At 71.4% G+C, this 20576-nt stretch carries 17 protein-coding genes; 13 read left to right on the top strand and 4 right to left on the bottom strand.

Annotated features, from left to right (window positions below; all coding sequences use genetic code 11):
* The first annotated feature begins 63 nt into the window (after positions 1-63).
* The 9 genes from ABD205_RS01585 to ABD205_RS01545 all read left to right on the top strand — a co-directional run bounded on the left by ABD205_RS01585 (position 64) and on the right by ABD205_RS01545 (position 10413).
* Positions 64-1023: a cation diffusion facilitator family transporter gene (locus tag ABD205_RS01585; RefSeq protein WP_344041710.1), complete on the top strand. Its 960-nt coding sequence runs from the start codon at positions 64-66 to the stop codon at positions 1021-1023.
* 68 nt (positions 1024-1091) lie between these two features.
* Complete coding sequence (locus tag ABD205_RS01580; RefSeq protein WP_344041708.1) at positions 1092-2216, top strand: ROK family protein; 1125 nt, start codon at positions 1092-1094, stop codon at positions 2214-2216.
* Between the two features lie 59 nt (positions 2217-2275).
* Complete coding sequence (locus ABD205_RS01575) at positions 2276-3556, top strand: extracellular solute-binding protein (protein ID WP_344041706.1); 1281 nt, start codon at positions 2276-2278, stop codon at positions 3554-3556.
* 173 nt (positions 3557-3729) lie between these two features.
* Positions 3730-4647 carry a carbohydrate ABC transporter permease gene (locus ABD205_RS01570; protein WP_344041704.1) on the top strand — a complete coding sequence of 306 codons (918 nt, stop codon included), beginning with the start codon at positions 3730-3732 and terminating at the stop codon, positions 4645-4647.
* A 2-nt stretch (positions 4648-4649) separates the two neighbouring features.
* The gene (locus ABD205_RS01565) at positions 4650-5489 is read left to right on the top strand and encodes a carbohydrate ABC transporter permease (RefSeq protein WP_344041702.1); all 840 of its coding nucleotides are present in this window, start codon (positions 4650-4652) and stop codon (positions 5487-5489) included.
* The gene (locus tag ABD205_RS01560) at positions 5486-6940 is read left to right on the top strand and encodes a glycoside hydrolase family 3 N-terminal domain-containing protein (RefSeq protein ID WP_344041700.1); all 1455 of its coding nucleotides are present in this window, start codon (positions 5486-5488) and stop codon (positions 6938-6940) included. The genes ABD205_RS01565 and ABD205_RS01560 overlap by 4 nt, the downstream gene beginning before the upstream one ends.
* Positions 6937-7842, top strand: a complete 906-nt coding sequence (locus ABD205_RS01555) for an ROK family protein (RefSeq protein WP_344041698.1) — start codon at positions 6937-6939, stop codon at positions 7840-7842. Before ABD205_RS01560 ends, ABD205_RS01555 begins: the two co-directional genes overlap by 4 nt.
* 79 nt (positions 7843-7921) lie before the next feature.
* Positions 7922-8707, top strand: a complete 786-nt coding sequence (locus ABD205_RS01550) for a glucosamine-6-phosphate deaminase (RefSeq protein WP_344041696.1) — start codon at positions 7922-7924, stop codon at positions 8705-8707.
* Between the two features lie 281 nt (positions 8708-8988).
* The gene (locus ABD205_RS01545) at positions 8989-10413 is read left to right on the top strand and encodes a DHA2 family efflux MFS transporter permease subunit (protein ID WP_344041694.1); all 1425 of its coding nucleotides are present in this window, start codon (positions 8989-8991) and stop codon (positions 10411-10413) included.
* A gap of 111 nt (positions 10414-10524) precedes the next feature.
* Here the strand turns inward: ABD205_RS01545 and ABD205_RS01540 are convergent, their stop codons facing one another.
* Positions 10525-11691 carry a PucR family transcriptional regulator gene (locus ABD205_RS01540; RefSeq protein WP_344041692.1) on the bottom strand — a complete coding sequence of 389 codons (1167 nt, stop codon included), beginning with the start codon at positions 11689-11691 and terminating at the stop codon, positions 10525-10527.
* Positions 11692-11777: 86 nt separating this feature from the next.
* Here ABD205_RS01540 and ABD205_RS01535 point away from each other — a divergent pair, with 86 nt between their 5' ends.
* The 3 genes from ABD205_RS01535 to ABD205_RS01525 all read left to right on the top strand — a co-directional run bounded on the left by ABD205_RS01535 (position 11778) and on the right by ABD205_RS01525 (position 14521).
* Complete coding sequence (locus tag ABD205_RS01535; RefSeq protein WP_344041690.1) at positions 11778-12932, top strand: ferredoxin reductase; 1155 nt, start codon at positions 11778-11780, stop codon at positions 12930-12932.
* Positions 12933-12942: 10 nt separating this feature from the next.
* The gene (locus tag ABD205_RS01530; RefSeq protein ID WP_344041688.1) at positions 12943-14172 is read left to right on the top strand and encodes a fatty acid desaturase family protein; all 1230 of its coding nucleotides are present in this window, start codon (positions 12943-12945) and stop codon (positions 14170-14172) included.
* An 85-nt stretch (positions 14173-14257) separates the two neighbouring features.
* Positions 14258-14521 carry a GlsB/YeaQ/YmgE family stress response membrane protein gene (locus ABD205_RS01525; protein ID WP_344041686.1) on the top strand — a complete coding sequence of 88 codons (264 nt, stop codon included), beginning with the start codon at positions 14258-14260 and terminating at the stop codon, positions 14519-14521.
* Between the two features lie 9 nt (positions 14522-14530).
* Here ABD205_RS01525 and ABD205_RS01520 read toward each other — a convergent pair whose 3' ends face one another.
* Positions 14531-16678 (bottom strand): CARDB domain-containing protein, encoded by a 2148-nt coding sequence (locus tag ABD205_RS01520; RefSeq protein ID WP_344041684.1) that lies wholly within the window; start codon positions 16676-16678, stop codon positions 14531-14533.
* 349 nt (positions 16679-17027) lie between these two features.
* Entirely contained in the window at positions 17028-18662 is a 1635-nt protein-coding gene (gene pgm, locus ABD205_RS01515) for a phosphoglucomutase (alpha-D-glucose-1,6-bisphosphate-dependent) (protein WP_344041682.1), read from the bottom strand.
* 132 nt (positions 18663-18794) lie between these two features.
* Between pgm and ABD205_RS01510 the strand changes: the two genes are divergently transcribed.
* The gene (locus ABD205_RS01510; RefSeq protein WP_344041681.1) at positions 18795-19601 is read left to right on the top strand and encodes a crotonase/enoyl-CoA hydratase family protein; all 807 of its coding nucleotides are present in this window, start codon (positions 18795-18797) and stop codon (positions 19599-19601) included.
* A gap of 5 nt (positions 19602-19606) precedes the next feature.
* Here the strand turns inward: ABD205_RS01510 and ABD205_RS01505 are convergent, their stop codons facing one another.
* Positions 19607-20536, bottom strand: coding sequence for an oxidoreductase (locus tag ABD205_RS01505; RefSeq protein ID WP_344041679.1), 930 nt, complete (start codon positions 20534-20536; stop codon positions 19607-19609).
* Positions 20537-20576 lie beyond the last annotated feature (40 nt).

The raw sequence follows: 20576 nt of genomic DNA, 5'->3' as shown, positions 1-20576 counted from the left end.
GAACTGACGGTTACCCCTGCGAAAGGACGGTTACCCCCCGACCCCGACGGATACGGGTCGGACGTGAGCAGCCAGGAGAAGGAGAGCTCGGGTGGGGGCGAGTCGCTCCTCACCGTCGTGGTCGCACTCGTCGCGAACGGACTGCTGGCGCTCGCCAAGTCGGTCGCGGCCGGGCTGACCGGTTCTGCGGCGATGGTCGCCGAGGCCGCCCACTCGTGGGCGGACACCGGCAACGAGGTGTTCCTCCTGGTCGCCGAGCGGAAGGGCGCCCGCCCGAGGGACGACGAGCATCCGCGCGGCTACGGCCGGTCGACGTACATCTGGTCGCTCGTCGCCGCGTTCGGCCTCTTCTCCGCCGGCGCGATGGTGTCGATCTGGCACGGCGTCACGGACCTGCTCCACGAGCCGCGCGAGGGGTCGACGACGTTCATCGTCAACTACGTCGTCCTCGGCATCTCCCTCCTGCTCGAGGGCACGTCCTTCATCCAGGCCACCCGCCAGGTCCGCGGCGCCGCCCGGCGCCTCGACCTGCACCCGCTGCGCTACGTCGACCGCACCTCCAACCCGACGGTCCGGGCGGTGTTCCTCGAGGACCTGGCCGCCCTCATCGGCATCGTGCTGGCCACGGTCGGCATCGCGCTGCACCAGGTCACCGGCAACCCGGCGTACGACGCCATCGCCTCCATCGCCATCGGCGTCCTGCTCGCCGTGGTGGCGGTGTTCCTGATGCGCCGCAACATGGAGTACCTCCTGGGGGAGGCCCTCAGCCCCGGACTCCGCGCGCAGGTGCTCGGCCGCATGCTCGACCACCCCGAGATCGAGCGGATCACCTACCTCCACGTCGAGTACGTCGGCCCGGCGCGGCTCTTCGTGGTGGCGGCCGTCGACCTGGTCGGCGACGACAAGGAGTCCCATCTCGCCGTGCGGCTGCGACAGGTCGAGGCCGACATCGAGACCGACGACCTCATCGAGGACGCCATCCTCACGCTGGCGCCGCCGGACGATCCCGCGCTGCACGTCTGAGTCCTGGCTCACACATTTTACCGACCAGATCCTTGACGGGGATTAGTTAATCCGCTGAACTAACAAACATGTCCTCGTCCCCCTCGGTCGGCCGCCCCCTCCGACCCCGCGGCAAGCTCCTCCAGGAGGATGCCCGTCGCCACCACCGCGCGCTGCTGCTCCAGGAGCTGTTCCGCGGCGGTCCGGCGAGCCGCGCCGACCTCGCGCGCAGCACCGGTCTGACCCGGGTGACCGTCTCCGACCTGGTCGCCGAGCTGGCGAGCGAAGGGCTTCTCGAGGACCTCGGTGCCCCGGCGGAGACCCGTGTCGGCAAGCCGCCGACGCTGGTCGGCCTCGTCGCCGACGCGACCCACATCGTCGCCGTCGACCTCAGCCCGGCCGACCGCATGTCGGGCGCGATCCTCAACCTGGCGGGCGAGGTCAAGGCCCGTCACGAGGTGCCCCTGGCCGGCGCGAAGGGCCAGGACGCGGTCGACCTGCTCCACCGGCTCGCCGCCGAGCTGATCGAGCTCACCGACCGGCCCATCCTCGGGGTCGGTGTGGGCAGCCCGGGTGTCGTCGACGCCTTCGGCACCGTCATCGACGCCCCCAACCTGGGCTGGTCCGAGCAGCCTCTCGCCGACGGCCTCAAGCAGGCGCTGAACCTGCCGGTCTACGTCGCCAACGACGCCAACACGGCCGTGCTGGGGGAGCACACCTTCGGTGAGGGCGACACGGACGGCGGCCTCATGCTGCTCCGGGTCGGCATCGGTGTCGGTGCCGGGCTGGTCCTCGGCGGAGCGTTGCTGCACGGTCACCAGGCGGCCGCCGGCGAGATCGGCCACGTCGTCGTCGACCCTGACGGCGAGCGCTGCGCCTGCGGCCGGGTGGGCTGCCTGGAGACGCTGCTCGCGGTCCCGCGGCTGCGGCAGGCGATGGCCGAGGACGGCGACGCTCTGCGCCGGGTCGGCGAGCAGTTGGGCGCCGTGCTCGCCCCCGTCGTCGGCACCCTCAACCTGCACGAGGTCGTCCTCGCCGGCCCCGCCGAGCTGCTCGACGGCACGCTGCGCGAGGCCGCCGACGCCACGATCCGGGCACGCACGATGCCCGTCAGCGGCGACCACCTGGTCGTCCGCACCTCGACCCTCGGCGACGACGTGGTGCTGGCCGGTGCGGCCGTCCTCGTCCTCGCCGGAGAGCTGGGCGTGTCATGAGCGCGCAGCCACATCACCCCCGTAACACCCGAATGAACGAGAGGAACACTGCGGTGCGCATGAAGAAGACACTCGCGGTCGCAGCGGTCGGGGCGATGCTCGCCCTCAGTGCGTGCGGCAGCAGCGACAACAAGAGCAACAGCAGCGCTGACAGCGGCAAGAAGACCGCCGACATCCGCGTCTGGCTCAACGGGGCCGACACCCCGGACGACGCCCGCGCCTGGCTGAAGAAGACCTTCGAGGAGCAGAACCCCGGCTCCACGCTGACGATCGAGCAGCAGGAGTGGGACGGCCTCGTCGAGAAGCTGACCACCGCCCTGACCAGCGACAAGGAGACGCCCGACGTCGTCGAGGTCGGCAACACCCAGGCCCCGACGTTCACCACCGCGGGTGCCTTCAGCGACCTGACCGGCGACCTCACCGACCTCGGCGGCGACGACCTGCTCAAGGGCTTCGTGGACGCGGCCACGATCGATGGCAAGACCTTCGCCGTCCCCTACTACGCCGGCTCGACCTACGTCTTCTACCGCAAGGACCTCTTCCAGAAGGCCGGGATCACCGCCGTCCCGACGACGACGGACGACTTCGTCGCCGACGCGATCAAGCTGAAGAAGGCCAACCCCACCCCGAAGAACTTCTCCGGCTTCTGGCTCCCGGGCCAGGACTGGCGCGACGGCGCGGCGTTCCTGTGGAACGCCGGCGGCGACTTCGCGGTCCCCGACGGCGGCGACTGGAAGGGCGACCTGGCCTCCGCCGAGTCGCAGCAGGGCCTGGCGACCGTTCAGAAGATCTTCAAGGAGGCCAGCGGCGCCCCCGCCGACGCGACCGAGGCCGACCCGGTCACGCCGTTCTGCGCCGGTGAGATCGGCATGATGGTCCGTCCCGGCTGGGTCAAGGGCATGCTCGAGGACCCCAAGACCGGGTGCCCCGACCTCGCCAAGAACCTCGGCGTCTTCCCGCTCCCCGGCGCCGACGGCCACCCGGCCCCGGTCCTGCTCGGCGGGTCCGACCTCGGCATCTCGGCCAAGTCGAAGAACCAGGCCCTCGCCAAGAAGGCCCTCGCCCTGATGCTGAGCGACGACTACCAGACGATCCTCGCCCAGCACGGCCTCACGCCGGCGAAGAACTCGCTCGCCTCCAAGCTCGGCACGGACGAGTACGCGCAGGCCACCATCGCCGCGGCCAGCAACGCCAAGCTGACCCCGGCGGCCGCCAACTGGGCGCTCATCGAGGGTGACCGCACCCTCGAGGACCTGTTCTCCCAGATCGCGCAGGGAGGGGACACCAAGTCCCTCGCCGACAAGGCGGACCAGCACATCGCCGAGGTCCTCAACAAGTGATCGACCGGGCCTAGCGCCCAGCAGTGACACGGCCGGGGCGCGCGATTCGCCGTCGCCCCGGCCGTGCCATGCCCGACGTACACCCCACACAACAGCCGACGTACACGAAACCGAACCCTGGAAGCGCCATGATCACCATCGAGGAACTCCCGAGCGCGGAGAGGAGTGCGCCGGTGGGCACAGACCCCGAGCCGCGACCCGTTCGCCGGCGGTCCCCGCTGCCGTACGGCCTGCTCGTCCCCGCGACGGTCGCCCTGACCCTCGCCCTCGGCTACCCGCTCGTGCGGCAGGTCGTGCTGTCCTTCCAGGACTTCGGTCTCGCCCAGCAGTTCGGTCGCCCGCCCGAGTGGGTCGGGCTGGACAACTACCGCGAGCTCGTCCAGGACCCCTACCTCTGGAAGGTCGTCCTCCGCTCCGTCGTCTTCTGCCTGGTCAACGCCGGGCTCACCGCCTTCATCGGCCTCGCCGCTGCGCTCCTCATGACCCTGATGTCGAAGGTCATCCGGGTCACGGTCCAGGTCGGCCTGCTGCTCGCCTGGGCGATGCCCGTGGTGGCGTCGATGACGGTGTGGGAGTTCCTGTTCGACACCCAGTACGGCATCATCAACTGGCTGCTCACCCACCTCGGCCTCGACTTCGACAACCACCCGTGGCTGCTCCACCAGACGTCGTTCTTCGGCGTCGCGACCGTGATCGTCGTGTGGATGAGCGTCCCGTTCGTCGCGTTCACGATGTACGCCGCCCTCACCCAGGTGCCCGAGGAGCTCATCGAGTCCAGCGAGCTCGACGGCGCCGCGGCCCTGCAGCGCTTCCGCCACATCGTGCTCCCGACGATCCGGCCCGTGCTCTACGTCGTCCTGCTGCTGCAGATCATCTGGGACCTGCGCGTGTTCACCCAGATCTACAACCTCCAGAAGGCGGGCGGGGTCACCCGGCAGACCAACCTGCTCGGCACCTTCATCTACCGCCAGGGCGTCGGCGGCGGCCACTTCGGTCTGGCCGCGGCGGCCGCGATGTTCATGCTCGCGCTCGCGATCGTGATGACCGCGCCGTACGTCCGCGTCATGCTCAAGCAGGAAAGGGAGGACTAGGCGTGTCTCGTCGTGTCAGCCCCGCCGCCCGGTGGGGCGCCAACATCGCCGGCATCGGGATCTTCCTGATCTGTGCGTTCCCGGTCTACTGGATGGTCAACAACTCCTTCCTGCCGCGCAACAAGATCCGCAACCCCGACCCGACGTGGGTGCCCTTCGGTGGCACGCTCGACAACTACCGCCGGGTGCTCTCCGGGGGCCGGATCTGGGACGCCCTCTCGATGTCCCTGATGGTCTCTCTGGCCACGGTCGCCATCTCGCTGGTCTTCGCGTTCCTCGCGGCGGTGGCGGTGACCCGCTTCCGGTTCCGCGGCCGGATGTCGTTCATCCTGGCCCTGCTGGTCATCCAGATGATCCCGGTCGAGGGCCTGTTCATCTCCCAGTACAAGATGCTCGAGGGCTTCGGCCTCCTCAACACGGTCGCAGGCCTCACCATCGTGTACGTCGCCAGCGTGCTGCCCTTCACGATCTGGACGCTGCGCGGATTCGTCGCCGGGGTGCCCTACGAGCTGGAGGAGGCCGCCATGATCGACGGCTGCTCGCGGGTGCAGGCGTTCTTCCGGGTCACGTTCCCGCTGCTCGCGCCCGGGCTGGTCGCCACCGGCGTCTTCGGCTTCCTGCAGGCGTGGAACGAGTTCACCCTCGCCGTCGTCGTGATGACGCGCGAGTCGAAGCAGACCCTCCCGGTCTGGCTGTCCGTCTTCACCGACTCGCAGCGGGGCGTCGACTGGGGCGCCGTCCTGGCCGCGTCGACCGTCATCGCGGTGCCCGTCATCGTCTTCTTCCTCATCGTGCAGGGCCGGATGGTGTCCGGCCTGACCTCGGGAGCGGTGAAGGGATGACCGCCGAGACGTCGATCCATCCGGCCCGAGACGTCGATCCGTCCGGTCCGAACAGTCAATCGCTCGCCCTCCGGGTGCTGATGCCGTCCTTCGAGGGGCCGGTGCTGCCCGACGACTGGGCGCAGCTGCTGCACGAGGGGCTCGGCGGCATCTGCCTCTTCGGGTCCAACATCGGCGACGGCTCCGGCGTCCGGGGCCTGACCGATGCGATCCACGCCGCCAACCCGGCCTGCCTCGTCGCCACCGACGAGGAGGGTGGCGACGTGACCCGCCTGCACGCGCTCACCGGGTCGCCGGTGCTCGGGCCGGCCGCCCTCGGCGCCGCCCACGACCTGCTGCTCACGCGCGGGGTGGGCCGGCTCGTCGGCGCCGACCTGGCCGCGGCCGGCATCGACCTCGACCTGGGTCCCGTCGCGGACGTCAACTCCCAGCCCGACAACCCGGTGATCGGCACCCGCTCGTTCGGCTCCGACCCCGGTGTCGCCGCCGCGCACGTCGCCGCGTGGGTGCACGGGGTCCAGGACACCGGCGTCGCGGCGTGCGTGAAGCACTTCCCCGGCCACGGCGACACCGCCGAGGACAGCCACCTCGCGCTGCCCGTGCTCGACGTACCGCTCGCCACCCTGCGGTGGCGCGAGCTGCTGCCCTTCGCGGCGGCCGTCGCGGCCGGGACGCGCGCCGTGATGACGTCGCACATCGTCGTACCGGCCCTTGACGCGGCACTGCCCGCCACCCTGTCGCCCGCGGTCCTCGGCCTGCTGCGCGGCGAGCTGGGCTTCGACGGCGTCATCGTCTCGGACGCGCTCGACATGGCCGGCGCCTCGGCGTCGCGCGGCATCCCCGAGGCGGCAGTGCTGTCGCTCGCGGCCGGCGCCGACCTCCTGTGCATCGGCCCGGACAAGCCGGCGTCGCTGGTGCGCGAGATCCAGGCCGCGATCGTCGCCGCCGTCGACGGGGGTCGCCTGCCGCGCACCCGGCTCGAGGATGCCGCGGCCCGCGTCGCCTCCCTCCGGACGTCATACGAGCCGGTCGCCCTGGCACCCCACTCGTATGACGTCCCGCTGCGCGAGGCGGCCGCCCGGGTGCTGCTCGTCGAGGGCGACCTGCCGGACCTCGCCGGCGCGCCCGTGCTCAGCATCGGCACCGAGGCCAACATCGCCGTCGGCGACGTGCCGTGGGGTCTGACGCCGGACGTCGTGGTCAGGCCAGGCGAGCAGCCGGCGTACGCCGCCGGCCCGGTCATCGTCCAGGTCCGCGACGCCCATCGCCGGCCCGAGGTCGTCGCCACGCTCGACCGGCTGGCCGAGTCGGGGGTCACGCCTGTGGTGATCGAGTGGGGCTGGCCGGGTACGCGTCAGCGAGAGTTCGCGAGGATCTGCACACGCGGCTGCTCCCGTCCGGGAGTCGAGGCCGTCACGGAGCTGCTGAGGAAGGCTGGGTGGGACCGGTGAGCGTGACGAGCGTCGGGCTCGACATCGGGGGGACCAAGACGCTGGGACTCGCGGTCGACGGGACGGGCCGGATCGTGGCGGAGGTACGCCGTCCGACCGATGCCGGCCCCGCCGGAGTGATCCGTACGGCGGCCGCCGTCGTCGCCGAGCTCCGTGCCGTGACGGGCGAGCCGCTCGCCGTCCCGGTCGGCGTCGGCATCCCCGGACTCGTCGACGCCGAGCAGGGCGTCGTACGCCATGCCGTCAACCTGGGGCTCACCGGCGACAGCCTGCCGCTGCGCGACCTGCTCAGCGCCGAGCTCGGCACCCCGGTGACGGTGGAGAACGACGCCAACGCGGCCACGCTCGGCGCCGTCGCCCACACGGGCCACGGCGACCTGGTCTACCTGTCCATCGGCACGGGGCTCGCGGCGGGCCTCGCCGTCGAGGGCCGGCTTCACCGCGGCGTGCACGGGGCGGCCGGGGAGGTCGGGCACATCCCGGTCGACCCGCAGGGCCTGGCCTGCAGCTGCGGGCAGACCGGCTGCCTGGAGACGGTCGCCTCGGGCTCCGCGCTGGCCGCGGCCTGGCCGGTGGCGGACGACTACCCGGCGCAGGCGCTGTTCGCGGCTGCGGCCGCCGGCGACCCGAAGGCGATCGCCGTGCGGGACCGGTTCGCGGCCGGAGTCGCCGCCGCCGTACGGGTGCTCTGCCTGACGGTCGACCCCGACACCGTCGTGCTCGGTGGTGGCGTCGCCCAGCTCGGCGACCCGCTGCGGGTCGCGATCGCCGCCGCGCTGCTCGACCAGGCGTCGCGGGCGCCGTTCCTGGCCGCCCTCGACCTCGCCGGCCGGCTGCGCGTGCTGCCGTCGGAGGTCCCCGTCGCCGCGCTCGGTGCTGCCCTGCTCGGACAGCGCCCATGACGCCGAGACGTCGATCCGTCCGGTCCGAGACGTCGATCCGTGGCGTCCGAGACGTCGATCGCGATCTCTCGGGGCAGCCGTGGAAGTAGTCATCACCGCATCCGCCCCCGAGGCCGGCGCGCTCGCCGCCGACGCGATCGAGGCACTCGTCCGTGCCAAGGCGGACGCCGTCATCGGGACGGCCACGGGGTCGAGCCCGCTGCCGATCTACACCGAGCTCGTCCGTCGCCACCGCGACGGCACCGGGCCGGCGTACGACGGGGTGCGGACCTTCAACCTCGACGAGTACGTCGGCCTCCCGCCCGGCCACGAGCAGACCTACCTGGCGACGATCCGCCGCGAGCTGACCGACGCCCTCGGCCTGACGCGCGACCAGGTGCACGGTCCTGACCCGACCGAGGCCGGGCTGCCCACGGCGGGCGCGCGCTACGAGCAGCTCATCGCGCGTGCCGGCGGTGTCGACCTGCAGCTGCTCGGCATCGGCTCGGACGGCCACCTGGCGTTCAACGAGCCGGGCTCGTCGCTGGGCAGCCGCACCCGGATCAAGACGCTCACCGCGAGGACGCGTGCCGACAACGCGCGATTCTTCGGGTCGATCGGCGAGGTGCCCGTCCACGTGCTCACGCAGGGCCTCGGCACGATCCTGGAAGCGCGGCACCTCGTCATGATCGCGACCGGCGCCGGCAAGGCGGATGCGATCGCCGCCGCCGTCGAGGGACCGGTCTCCGCGAGCTGCCCGGCGAGTGCGATGCAGCTGCACCCGCACGCGACGGTGCTCCTCGACGAGGCCGCCGCGGCGCGGCTGCAGCGGGCGGACTATTACCGCGAGGTGTACGCCGCCAAGCCGGTCTGGCAGGGCCTCTAGCGGAGCCGGCCCCGGCCGCCCAACTATCACGGTGATGGTTGGCGCGACGAGTGATAGCTCGCAACCATCACCCACCGCGCGAACTGTCACGGTGATAGTTGCGGGGGCCGGGGCTGGCGAGGCCTCCGGGGGTAACTCACCGTTCGCCCAGGTAGGCGGCCGTCCCAGCGGGCGTGTACCACGGCGAACACTGAGTTACCCCCGGAGGACGGCGGCGATGTCGGATCCGGCGCGTGTCGTTCGTGGAGTGGGTGACAGCACCCGACCACGAGGAGCATCCGATGAGGGACAAGCAGGCCCGCTGGCTCGCGCTCTACACGCTCTGCCTGGGCGACCTGATGATCGTCCTCGACACCAACATCGTGAACGTCGCGCTGCCGGCGATCCAGGGCGATCTCGGCTTCAGCCCGACCGCGCTCGCCTGGGTGCTGAACGCCTACATGCTGACGTTCGGCGGCTTCCTGCTGCTGGGCGGGCGACTCGGCGACGTGTTCGGCAACCGTCGCGTCTTCCTGGTCGCCGTCGTGGCCTTCACGGTGGCCAGCGTCGCCTGTGGACTGGCGCCGAGCTCGGGCCTCCTGGTCGCAGGCCGGGCGGTGCAGGGCCTCGGCGGCGCGGCCGTGTCCGCGGTCGCACTGGCGCTCATCATGGGGCTGTTCGACGACCCCGCCGAGCGCGCGAAGGCGATGGCGGTCTACGGGTTCGTCATGTCGGGCGGCGGCGCGCTCGGCGTACTCCTCGGAGGAGTCCTCACCGGCTTCCTCACCTGGCACTGGGTCTTCCTCGTGAACGTCCCGATCGGCGTCGTCGTGTGGCTCCTCGGCTCCCGGGTGCTCCCGCGGCGCCCGGCAGCGGTGACGGCCCCGCGGCTCGACGTCGTCGGTGCGGTGCTGGTCACGGGTGCGCTCGTCCTGCTGGTGTACGGCATCGTCACCGGCGGCGCCGGCCTCCCGTACGTCGCCGGCGGACTCGCCCTCCTCGCCGTGTTCGTGGCCTGGGAGGCCCACAGCGACCACCCGCTCGTGCCGCTGCGCCTCTTCCGGCTGCGCAACCTGGTGGTCGCGCAGGTCGTCGGCGCACTGTGGGCGGGGGCGATGTTCGCGACCTTCTTCCTCTCCTCGCTCTACCTCCAGCAGGTCCTCGAGTACGGCGCCCTCGCCGTCGGCCTCGCGTTCCTCCCGACCTCGGTGGTCATGGCGGTGTGCTCGCTGCGCTGGTCCGACAAGCTGGTCATCCGCTTCGGCCCGAAGCCGCCTCTCGTGGCCGGTCTGGCCCTGGTCGCCGCCGGTCTCGGACTGCTGGCGCGGGTGCCTGCCGATGGCGGCTACGTCGTCGACATCCTGCCCGCGATGCTGCTCACCGGCATCGGCGCCGGGATCGCCCTCAACCCGGTGCTGATCGTCGCCATGAGCGACACGGCACCCGCGGAGGCCGGCCTGGCGTCCGGGTTGGCGAACACGTCCTTCTCGATGGGTGGCGCACTCGGGCTCGCCGTCCTGGCGAGTGTCGCGACGTGGCGCACGGACGCACTGACGGCCGCCGGCGTCGGACATGCCGATGCACTGACCGGTGGCTTCCAGATCGCGTTCGGTGCGGGGGCGCTGTTCGCCCTCGCCGCCGCGGTCGCTGGAGGCGTACTCCTCAAGGTCACCTCTGCCGATGCGGTCGCCGGGGTCGACGCCGAGGCCGAGACGGCCGCCGCCTGACCCTCGGGTAACCGTCTGTTCGATCAGGTAACCGTCAGTTCGCTACGCCACCTGACCCTTGCAACGGTCAGGTGGCGTAGCGAACTGACGGTTACCTGATCGAACAGACGGTTACCCCAGCGCGACCGTCAGCGCCAGCACCGTCTCGGGATCGTCGAGCAGATCGCCGTACAGCTCCCGCAGCTGCCCCATCCGGTAGCGCACGGTCTGGGGATGCACGAACAGCGCGGCGGCGACGTCGTCGCGCCGGCCGTGGTGGAGCAGCCAGCAGCGCAGTGTCTCGGTGAGCTTCTCGGCGGTGGCCGGGCGGAGCTCGGAGAGCGGCGCGAGCACGGATGCCCGCAGGTCGGCACGTGCCTCCGGGTCGGCGCCGAGCACCAGCGGCACCAGGTGCGCTTCCGTGTCCTCGCCCCAGCCGGCCTCGCGCACCCGGACGGCGCGGTCGTACGACGTGCGCGCCTCACGCCACGGCTTGGCCGGCCCGACCACGGCGCCGCGGCCCTCGACCGTGCGCAGCAGCACCGCCCGGCTGTGACCGTGCGCGTCCGGCACGAACAGCAGCGTCGCGTCGTCGGCCGCGGACTGGTCCTCGAGGACGAGCGTGTCCTGGGAGACCAGGGCGAGCACGGAGCTCACCTGCGACGGTGGCACCAGCGCCGCGGTCAGGGTCGTGGGCGGCGGCCATCCGGCGCGCTCGACCGCGTCGTCGAGCACCTCGGTGGTGGCGCCGTTGAGGAGCTGGCGCACCAGTCGCTCCAGCAGTCGCTGCCGCACGCGACCGGTCGTCGCGAGCTCGTCGCCGTGCCCGGCCACGGACGCGTCGGACACCTCGTCGATCCACGCGAAGACGAGCGCCGCGAACTCCACGAGCGCCTCGGGCGGCAGCCCCGCGGCCACCGCCTCGGAGGAGAGCTCGCGCCACGCGACGCGCGCACCGATCCGGTACGCCGCGAGGAGCGCCTCCGTCGTACGCCCGCTGCGCGCCTCGCCCCGTCCCAGCTCGTAGGCGCCCTCCAGCGCCTCGGGCGTCGCCGGCACCGACTCGGCGCCCTGTCCGGAAGCGATCGACAGGAAGCCGCCGAGCGCGACGCCGACGGCCGTGCGGATCGTGCCGCCCATCGGCCCGGCGAGCGCGTCCTGGTAGGACGGCACCTCGGCGATGATCGCCGCGACCACGTCCTCGCCGACCCGCGGGAGCAGCCCGTGCAGCCTGTCAACGATGTCGGCGGACAGTGTGATGGCCGGAGAGGTGCTGCGGCGAGGGAATCGTCGGGTCATGTTTGTCTCCTGCGAACAAATGTGACGCAGATATTCACGTGCGTAAGACATGAGTTTACGCCGACCGCTCAGTCATCATGGACTGTATGACGGCCGCTGCTTTCCCGACTCGCCCCACCGGTGGGCTGACCGCCGGCTGGGCACGTCTCGGCGATCGGGTCGCCGCTCGCGCCGAGCGTATCGCCGCCGCGGCCGTGACGCCCCTGGTGCCGGCCGACTATCTCGACCTGTTCCACCCGCTGCGCGCCGGCGGCGACCTGCGCGCGCGCATCGTGTCGATCCACGCCGAGACCCGCGACGCCGCGACGGTCGTCCTCAAGCCGGGCCGCGACTGGGCCGGCCACGTGCCGGGGCAGTACATCCGGATCGGCATCGACGTCGACGGCGTCCGTCAGTGGCGTGCCTACTCGCTCACCCACGGACCGCGGCCCGACGGCCTCATCTCGATCACCGTCAAGGCGGTCCCCGGCGGCGTGGTCAGCAACCACCTCGTGCACCGGGCGAAGGCCGGCACGCTCGTCCACCTCGAGCAGGCGCAGGGCGAGTTCGTGCTGCCGGCCGACCTGACCGGCCACAAGCTCCTCTTCGTCACTGCGGGCTCGGGCGTCACGCCGGTCATCGGGATGCTGCGCAACCTCTTCCCGGTCACCGACGAGGGTGTCGTCCACCTCGGGCGCGAGCTCGACATCGTCTGCGTCCACGTCGCCCCGAGCCGCCCGGACTCGATCTTCATCCGCAACCTGGAGGAGCTCGACCGGGTCGGCGCGATCGACCTCGTGGCGAGGTACGACGACGAGCACGGTCTCATCGACATCGACCAGCTCTCCGAGCTGGTGCCGGACCTGGCCGAGCGGTCGACGTACGCCTGCGGGCCCGCGGGCCTGCTCGACGCGCTGACCGCGCACCACGACGCGCGGGGCCTGCAGCTGTTCACCGAGCAGTTCCGCGCCTCGACCGTCATCGTCGGGGACGGCGGCACGGTGCGCTTCGAGGCCGGCGGCCAGGAGATCGAGACCGACGCGGCGACCCCGATCCTCGACGCCGCCGAGGACGCCGGCGTCCTGATGCCGAGCGGCTGCCGGATGGGCATCTGCTTCGGCTGCGTCCTTCCCCTCAAGGAGGGCGCCGTGCGCGACCTGCGCAACGGCGACCTGATCGTCGCCAACCCCGGCGAGAGCGACGGGATCCAGATCCAGACCTGCATCAGCGCCGCTGCCGGCGCCTGCGTGATCGACCACTGAGAGGTTTCAGATGACCATCATCGACGAACCCACCGTCCAGACCACCGACAGCGCGATCGCCCACCTCACCCGTGAGGACATCGAGGCGATCGGCGCCGAGCTCGACGCGATCCGCGCCGAGGTCATGGCGACCCGCGGCGAGCGCGACGCGGCATACATCCGTCGCGTCATCAAGACCCAGCGCTACCTCGAGCTCGGCTCGCGCGCCGTCCTGCTCGGCAGCATGTTCCCGCCGGCCTTCATCGCGGGCACCGTCGGCCTGAGCGTCGCCAAGATCCTCGACAACATGGAGATCGGCCACAACATCCTCCACGGCCAGTGGGACTGGATGCGCGACCCGAAGATCCACTCGACCACGTGGGAGTGGGACAACGCCGCCACCTCCGAGGGCTGGAAGAAGTCCCACAACGAGGAGCACCACACCTACACGAACATCGTGGGCATGGACAACGACCTCGGCTGGGGCCTGGTCCGCGTCGACGAGGAGCAGGCGTGGAACCCGCGCTGCCTCATCCAGCCCGCGCTGAACTTCGTCAACATGATGTTCTTCCAGTACGGCATCGCGGCGTACGACCTGAAGCTCGGCGACAACCTCCGCGTGCCGAAGCCGGAGCGCTCGGAGGAGTTCAAGCGTCAGCTCAAGGGCACGCTGAACAAGATCCGCAAGCAGGCGACCAAGGACTACGTCGTCCACCCGCTGCTGTCCGGCCCGTCCTTCGCGACCACCATCGCGGCGAACCTGATCGCCAACGCGGCCCGCAACGTCTGGTCGCACGCGGTCATCATGTGCGGCCACTTCCCGGAGGGCGTCGCGACCTTCGAGCTCGACGAGCTCCCGGAGAACGAGACCCGCGGCGACTGGTACCTGCGCCAGATGCTCGGCTCGGCCAACATCTCCGGCTCCAAGGCCATCCACATCATGAGCGGCAACCTGTCGCACCAGATCGAGCACCACATCTGGCCCGACCTGCCGTCGAACCGCTACGCCGAGGTCGCGCCGCGCGTCCGCGCGATCTTCGAGAAGTACGGCCTTCGCTACCACACCGCGCCGATGCCGGCCCAGGTCTACAGCGCCTGGCACAAGACCGTCCGACTGTCCTTCCCGAACGGTTGGTGGGAGACCACCACCAAGCGCAACCTGCCCTCGCAGCTGCGCCTGATCGGCAAGATCGTGAAGGCCAAGGGCAAGGACCGCCTGCGGATGCTCAAGGAGCTCGAGGCGCGCGCCGCCGCGCGCTGAGGCTCACCCGGCTGAGGTCCGCCCGGCTGGAGCCTCACCCGTATCGGGCGGGGTGCACCGCCGTACGGCGTCCTAGGTTCGCACCATGCTCCTCCTCGGCATCATCCTGTTCGGGATGCTCATCGGTGCGGCCGCGCAGCTGATCCTCGGGCGTCACGGGAGACCGGTCGACTGGACGATGGCCATCGTCGCCGGTCTGATCGGCTCGTTCGTCGGCGGACTTCTGATCAGCCTGCTCTCCGGCGATGGCATCGCGCTGCACGCCAGCGGGATCATCGGATCCCTCATCGGCGCCATCCTCGTCACGCTGGCCTGGACCGCGCTCCGCAACCGGGACGCTCGCAGCTGAGCACCGCGGTCACTGCGGCACGTGCACGACCGTCACCGTGGTGACGTCCTTGTCGTGCCCGCCGTGCACGTCCCCGGTCCCGGCCTCGTAGGTCGAGCTGAGCGAGTAGATCGTCGCCCCGGACTGCGTCGACCGGGGGATGCTGACCACGCCGCCGGTGAGTGCGAAGTGATGGTCGAGGAGCGACCAGGAGTCGCCGTTCAGCTGACTGCTCGAGGAGCTGCAGCCCGAGTTGGTGCGGGTCTCGTCGATCGTCGGGTTCGCGCCGACGCCGAGCGACAGCGAGAAGGTGCTGTCAGCCGGCGCCGCCGCAGGGACGCCGGGCCCGGTCGAGAGCGCGTTCGCGAACAGGTCGAGGCCGAGGTTCGACGTCGTCGCATCGGTGACGCCGCTGTGGACGCCGGTCAGCGTGGTGGTCGTCGTCAGCGTGCAGCTGGAGCCCTGCACCGTGTTGATCTGCTTGAACCCGCTGTTCGCGAGACCGATCGTGCCGGTGCCGCTGAAGGTGCCGTACGGCGTCGCGAGCAGCAGGATCGACTGCTCGGGCTGGGCCCGCCAGGTCTGCGCCATGTCGTAGCCGGTGTCCCCGGTGACGCCGGCCGGGTAGTACTGGTCGGAGTGCGCGTCGAGGCTGAAGTCGAGCTTGAAGCGCCCGCAGGCGAGGTAGTGCTGCCATGCGTTGTCGCTGTCGGCCTGTGCGCCCAGCAGCGCGAGGGCGCGCCCGTTGGCGAGGAGCAGCCCGAGATCCGGGATGCTGTGCTGCGCGACGCAGCGGGTGTACTCCTGGTTCGAGGCGTTGACGAGGATGCTCAGCAGCGCGCTCATCACCTCCTGCACTCGCGGGTCGTCGCCGTCGCCGAGGACTGAGAGCTCGTGAGCCCAGCCGAGTCCCTCGTTGACGGCCTTGCGTGCAAGGGCGTCGTCGGTCGTCGCCTGCTGCAGGTCGGGTCGCACGACCTGGTCGAAGTAGCTGTCCGCGGCGCTCACCAGCTGGGTGAGGTCCGACGTGGTGGACGCAAGCGCCATCCGGCTCACGCCCGCCGTCGTGTCCGCGCCGGTGGGGGCGGCGCCGGCGGGGGCGGCGCCCGGCGGCGTCAGGGGTGCGATCACGTTCAGGAGCTGCCCCTCGGGACGGACGGGCGGATGGGCCAGCATCGTGGTTCGCTGGGCGGCGGTCGACTGCCCGACGGCGTACGTCGCCAGGTCGGAGATGTTCATGACGAGCGCGCCGCCCGCGTCGCTGACCAGCGGGAACATGCCCGGGTCCTGCCCGCCGTCGTAGAAGCGGAAGCCGGTCGCCGACGCCGGCGCGAAGGACGTGTGCGGGGTGATGGTGAGGGTGGCGCCCTGGAGCAGTCGGAGGCCGGTCGGCTGGAGACGTACGCCGGCGACCAGACCCGTCGGGAGACCGGTGAGCCCGGTCAGCGCACTCATGGTCACCTTGGTGCTCGCGGCGACGGCGCCTGCCGGCACGGCGAGCCGGTAGGTCGTCCCGTCCGGGCCGGTCGCATCGAGGACGCTGGCGGTGCCGGTGGTCGGGTCGTTGCCGGTGTAGGCGTAGAGCCAGGGCAACGACGGCGGTGTGGTCATGTCGGCGTACGTCGGCCCGGCGGTCAGCGGGTTCGGCTGCTGCGGGAACGTGCCGGGTGCCGGCGGTGTGGGCGTCGGCGGTGTCGGTGCGACCACGGTCAGGGCAACCGACCGGCAGTTGTTGCGCTCGTTGCTCTCGCGGATCCGCTTGGCCGCGTCGGCGCACGCGACGACGTACCAGCGGCCGGTCGCCGTCGTCGCGGGGATCGTCACCGTGGCGCGCAGGGTCTGCCTCCCGCCCGCCTTCAGCACCCGGGTGGACAGCGCGGCGAGTCGCCGGTCGTGGCTGTCCTGGCTCGCGTCGCGGGACAGCCAGAGGTCCGTCAGGGACGCCTTGGCCCTGGCCTTGGCCGACGTCACCGTGACGCCGACCGAGAGCGAGCGGCCTCGCAGCACCCGAACGACGGACGGCTGGAGTGCCGTCACGCGCAGGTCCGGCCTGCTGGCGGCCTGCGCCGCGCTCGGGACCAGGCTCAGCCCCCCGATGAGCACCAGGGCGACCGTCGCGCTGCCCGCGCGGCGCCGGAGTCGGGGTGCGGACGAACGGTCAGCCGAGGTGTGGGACATGGGTGGTCCTCCGGAGGGTGCGCAGTTGGCTTTACCGTCCGCCTGCCCATCCCGCTGCCGGAATAGTCCGTTCGGGCTATTCGCATAGCCCGCCAATCGATCCTCTCGAACGCCGCTCCGCCTGCCGCGGGACCGCCGGACCGCCCGACCGCCTGCCGCCGGACCGCCTGCCGCCGGACCGCCAAAGTGTCACGGTGACAGTTCGGGCGGTGGGTGACAGCTGCCAACTGTCACCCGTGCCGCAAACCATCACGGTGACAGTTCGGGCGGTGGGTGACACTTGCCAACTGTCACTCGTGCCGCAAACCATCACCGTGACAGTTCGGGCGGTGGGTGAGCGGTCGACCCCTCAGCCGCCCAGAGCGGCGGAGACGACCGCCCGGGCCTCCTCCTGCACCTGCGCCAGGTGCTCGGGGCCGCGGAAGGACTCGGCGTAGATCTTGTAGACGTCCTCGGTCCCGGACGGCCGCGCGGCGAACCATGCCGACTCGGTCGTCACCTTGAGCCCGCCGATCGCGGCACCGTTACCGGGCGCCTCGGAGAGCTTCGCCGTGATCGGCTCTCCGGCCAGCTCGGTGGCAGCCACGGCGTCAGCCGACAGCTTCGCGAGCGCCGCCTTCTCCTCGCGCGTGGCGGCCGCGTCGATCCGCTCGTACGCCGGCTCGCCGAACTGCTCGACGAGCTCGGCGTAGTGCTGCGACGGCGTCTTCCCGGTCGTCGCCAGGATCTCCGAGGCGAGCAGGCACATGACCAGGCCGTCCTTGTCAGTGGTCCATGTCGACGCGTCGCGGCGCAGGAACGACGCCCCGGCGCTCTCCTCGCCACCGAACCCGAACGACCCGTCGATCAGGCCGGGCACGAACCACTTGAACCCGACCGGCACCTCGACGAGCTCCCGCCCGATCGACGCCGCCACCTTGTCGATCATCGAGCTGCTCACCAGCGTCTTGCCGATCCGAGCCGTGGGGGCCCAGCTGCGCCCCCGGCCGAAGAGGTAGCCGATCGCGACCGCCAGGAAGTGGTTGGGGTTCATCAGTCCGGCGTCGGGGGTGACGATGCCGTGCCGGTCCGCGTCGGCGTCGTTCCCGGTGGCGAGGTCGTAGTCGCCTCGCCGCGCGATGAGGGACGCCATGGCGTACGGCGAGGAGCAGTCCATCCGGATCTTCGCGTCCCAGTCGAGCGTCATGAAGCGCCAGGTCGGGTCGACGCCCGGGTTCACGACGGTCAGGTCGAGCCGGTGCTGCTCGGCGATCCGGCCCCAGTAGTCGACGGACGCCCCTCCGAGCGGGTCCGCGCCGATCCGCACGCCCGCGAGTCGGATGCCCTCCAGGTCCACGACCGTGGGCAGCGCGTCGACGTACCCGCCCAGGAAGTCGTACTGACCGACCTTGCGCACGGCGCGCTCGTAGGGCGTCCGCAGCACCTTCTTCAGACCGCCGCGGATCAGCTTGTTGGCGCGCTTGGCGATGGCGGCCGTGGCGTCGGAGTCGGCCGGGCCGCCGTGGGGCGGGTTGTACTTGAAGCCGCCGTCGCCGGGCGGGTTGTGCGAGGGCGTGATGACGATGCCGTCGGCCAGGCCGGAGCCGGTCGTCCGGCCCTCGTTCGCGGTGATGATCGCCAGTGACACCGCCGGGGTCGGCTGGAAGCCCTCCTGCACCAGCACGGTGACGTCGTTGGCGATCAGCACCTCCAGGGCCGAGACGTACGCCGGCTCCGAGAGCGCGTGGGGGTCGCGACCGAGGAACAGCGGGCCGTCGTACCCCTGCTTCTTGCGGTAGTCGCAGATCGCCTGCGTCGTCGCGAGGATGTGGGTCTCGTTGAACGCCGTCCTCAGCGAGGAGCCGCGGTGCCCCGAGGTTCCGAACACGACCTGCTGGTCGGGGTCGTCAGGATCGGGCGTCCGGGAGAAGTACGCCGTCACGAGCTGCGGGACGTCGACGAGGTCCGCCTCCGTGGCGGGTGTTCCAGCGCGCGGGTCAACCATGCGAGGCATCGTGCCACGCCTCGGGTGGTCGCAACCGAAGTGAACAGGAGCATTCGCGCGCGAGGGCCGGATTTCCGACGTTTGCTACTCCCCAGTAGGTACGTCCCCACCGGCAGTAACTACCCTGCCCCCATGGCCCTCGTCACCTGCACGACCACCGACGGCATCGCCCAGGTCCGGCTCGCCCGTCCGGACAAGCTCAACGCGCTCACGCTCCCCCTTCTCGACGAGCTCGTCGCGACGGCGAGCGCGCTGCGCAGGGACAAGACCCTGCGCGCGGTCGTCATCGCCGGCGAGGGGGACTCGTTCTGCGCGGGCCTGGACTTCGCGACCGTGCTCAAGAAGCCGGGTCAGGTGGCGAAGGCGTTCACGCCGCGGCCGTGGCGCGGCACCAACACGTTCCAGGAGGCGTGCTGGGCCTGGCGCCGCGTCCCGGTCCCCGTGATCGCCGCCGTCCACGGACACTGCCTCGGCGGGGGCGTGCAGATCGCCCTGGCCGCTGACTTCCGGTTCGCGACCGCCGACTCGACCTGGTCCGTGCTCGAGGGCAAGTGGGGGATCATCCCGGACATGTCGGGTGTCCAGGCGCTCTCCGAGCTGGTGGGCATCGACACCGCCAAGCGGCTGACGATGACCGCCGAGATGCTCACCGGCGAGCAGGCGCGCGACCTCGGGTTGGTCACCGAGCTGGTCACCGGGCCCGACGCGGACCCGGTCGCAGCGGCCACGGCGTTCGCCCACGAGCTCGCGGAGCGCTCGCCCGACGCACTCGCGGCCGCCAAGCGGCTCTTCAACGACACCTGGCACCGCTCCCCGCGTCGTACCTTCGCCCGCGAGCGGATCGAGCAGGCCTTCCTGCTGTTCGGCGCCAACACCAAGATCGCCCGGGAGGCGGCCTTCAAGAGGATCGCGCCGGACTACCAGCCGCGCCAGCGCTGAGGCGGCTAGGGGTAGGTCAGCCCGACCGTCCGCTCGGAGAGCTCCCAGAGCGCACCCTGGTCGGCCGTGGAGTGCGAACGGCCCGTGCTGCGCACCACCTGCGCCGGGCCTGCCCACTCGCCGAGCCGGCTCGGGCCGGTGAACGTGCCGCCCGGGACGTCCGCGGTCGCGGCCATCAGCGTCGGCCACGCCCCGGCCGCGGGCGTCTGGAAGACCGCCCGCATCGCCGTCTCGACGACAGGTCGCCCGAGCGGGATCCGCTCCAGTGGGCCGTTGCGCATCAGCCGGGTCGTGGCGATGCCCGGGTGCGCGGCCAGCGCCGTCACGGGGGATCCGGCCGCGCGTAGTCGGCGATCGAGCTCGTAGGTGAAGAGCAGGTTGGCGAGCTTGGTCTGCGAGTAGACCTGCCAAGTGCCGACGGCGCCGTACGACGTGGGCGTGGTCCGCGCGTCGCCCAGCGGCGCCGAGCGTGCCATCCGGTGCATGAGCGACGACACCGTGACGACCCTCGCGTCGCCGGCCGCGGCCAGCTGGGGGAGCAGCAGGCCGGTGAGCAGGAACGGCCCGAAGTGGTTGGTGGCCAGCTGGACCTCGAGCCCGTCGACGGTGCGGGAGTACGCCGTCGCCATCACGCCGGCGTTGTTGACCAGCAGGTCGATCGCGCCGAGGTCGGCAGCCTGCGCTGCGGCCGCCCGGACCGCCGCGAGCGACGTCAGGTCGAGCACCAGCCGCTCGACCTTGCCGCCGGGCACCTCGCGTAGCAGTGCAACCGCCGCCTCGTCGAGCTTGTCCGCGGAGCGGCCGGCCAGCACGACACGTGCGCCGTGGCGCAGCAGCTCGAGGGCGGTGAAGTAGCCGAGACCTCCCGCGGTCGGACCGGTCACGACGGCCGTCCGGCCGGTCTGGTCGGGCATGTCATCGGGGGTCCAGGTCATGGAGTCAGGCTAGGAGGCAGGGCCAGAGGTCGGCCCGGCG

This window comes from Nocardioides panacihumi (assembly GCF_039530925.1).
GTDB classification, from domain to species: Bacteria; Actinomycetota; Actinomycetes; order Propionibacteriales; family Nocardioidaceae; genus Nocardioides; species Nocardioides panacihumi.
Note: the sequence above shows the minus strand (reverse complement) of the source record. Positions and strands in the feature narration are given on the sequence as shown.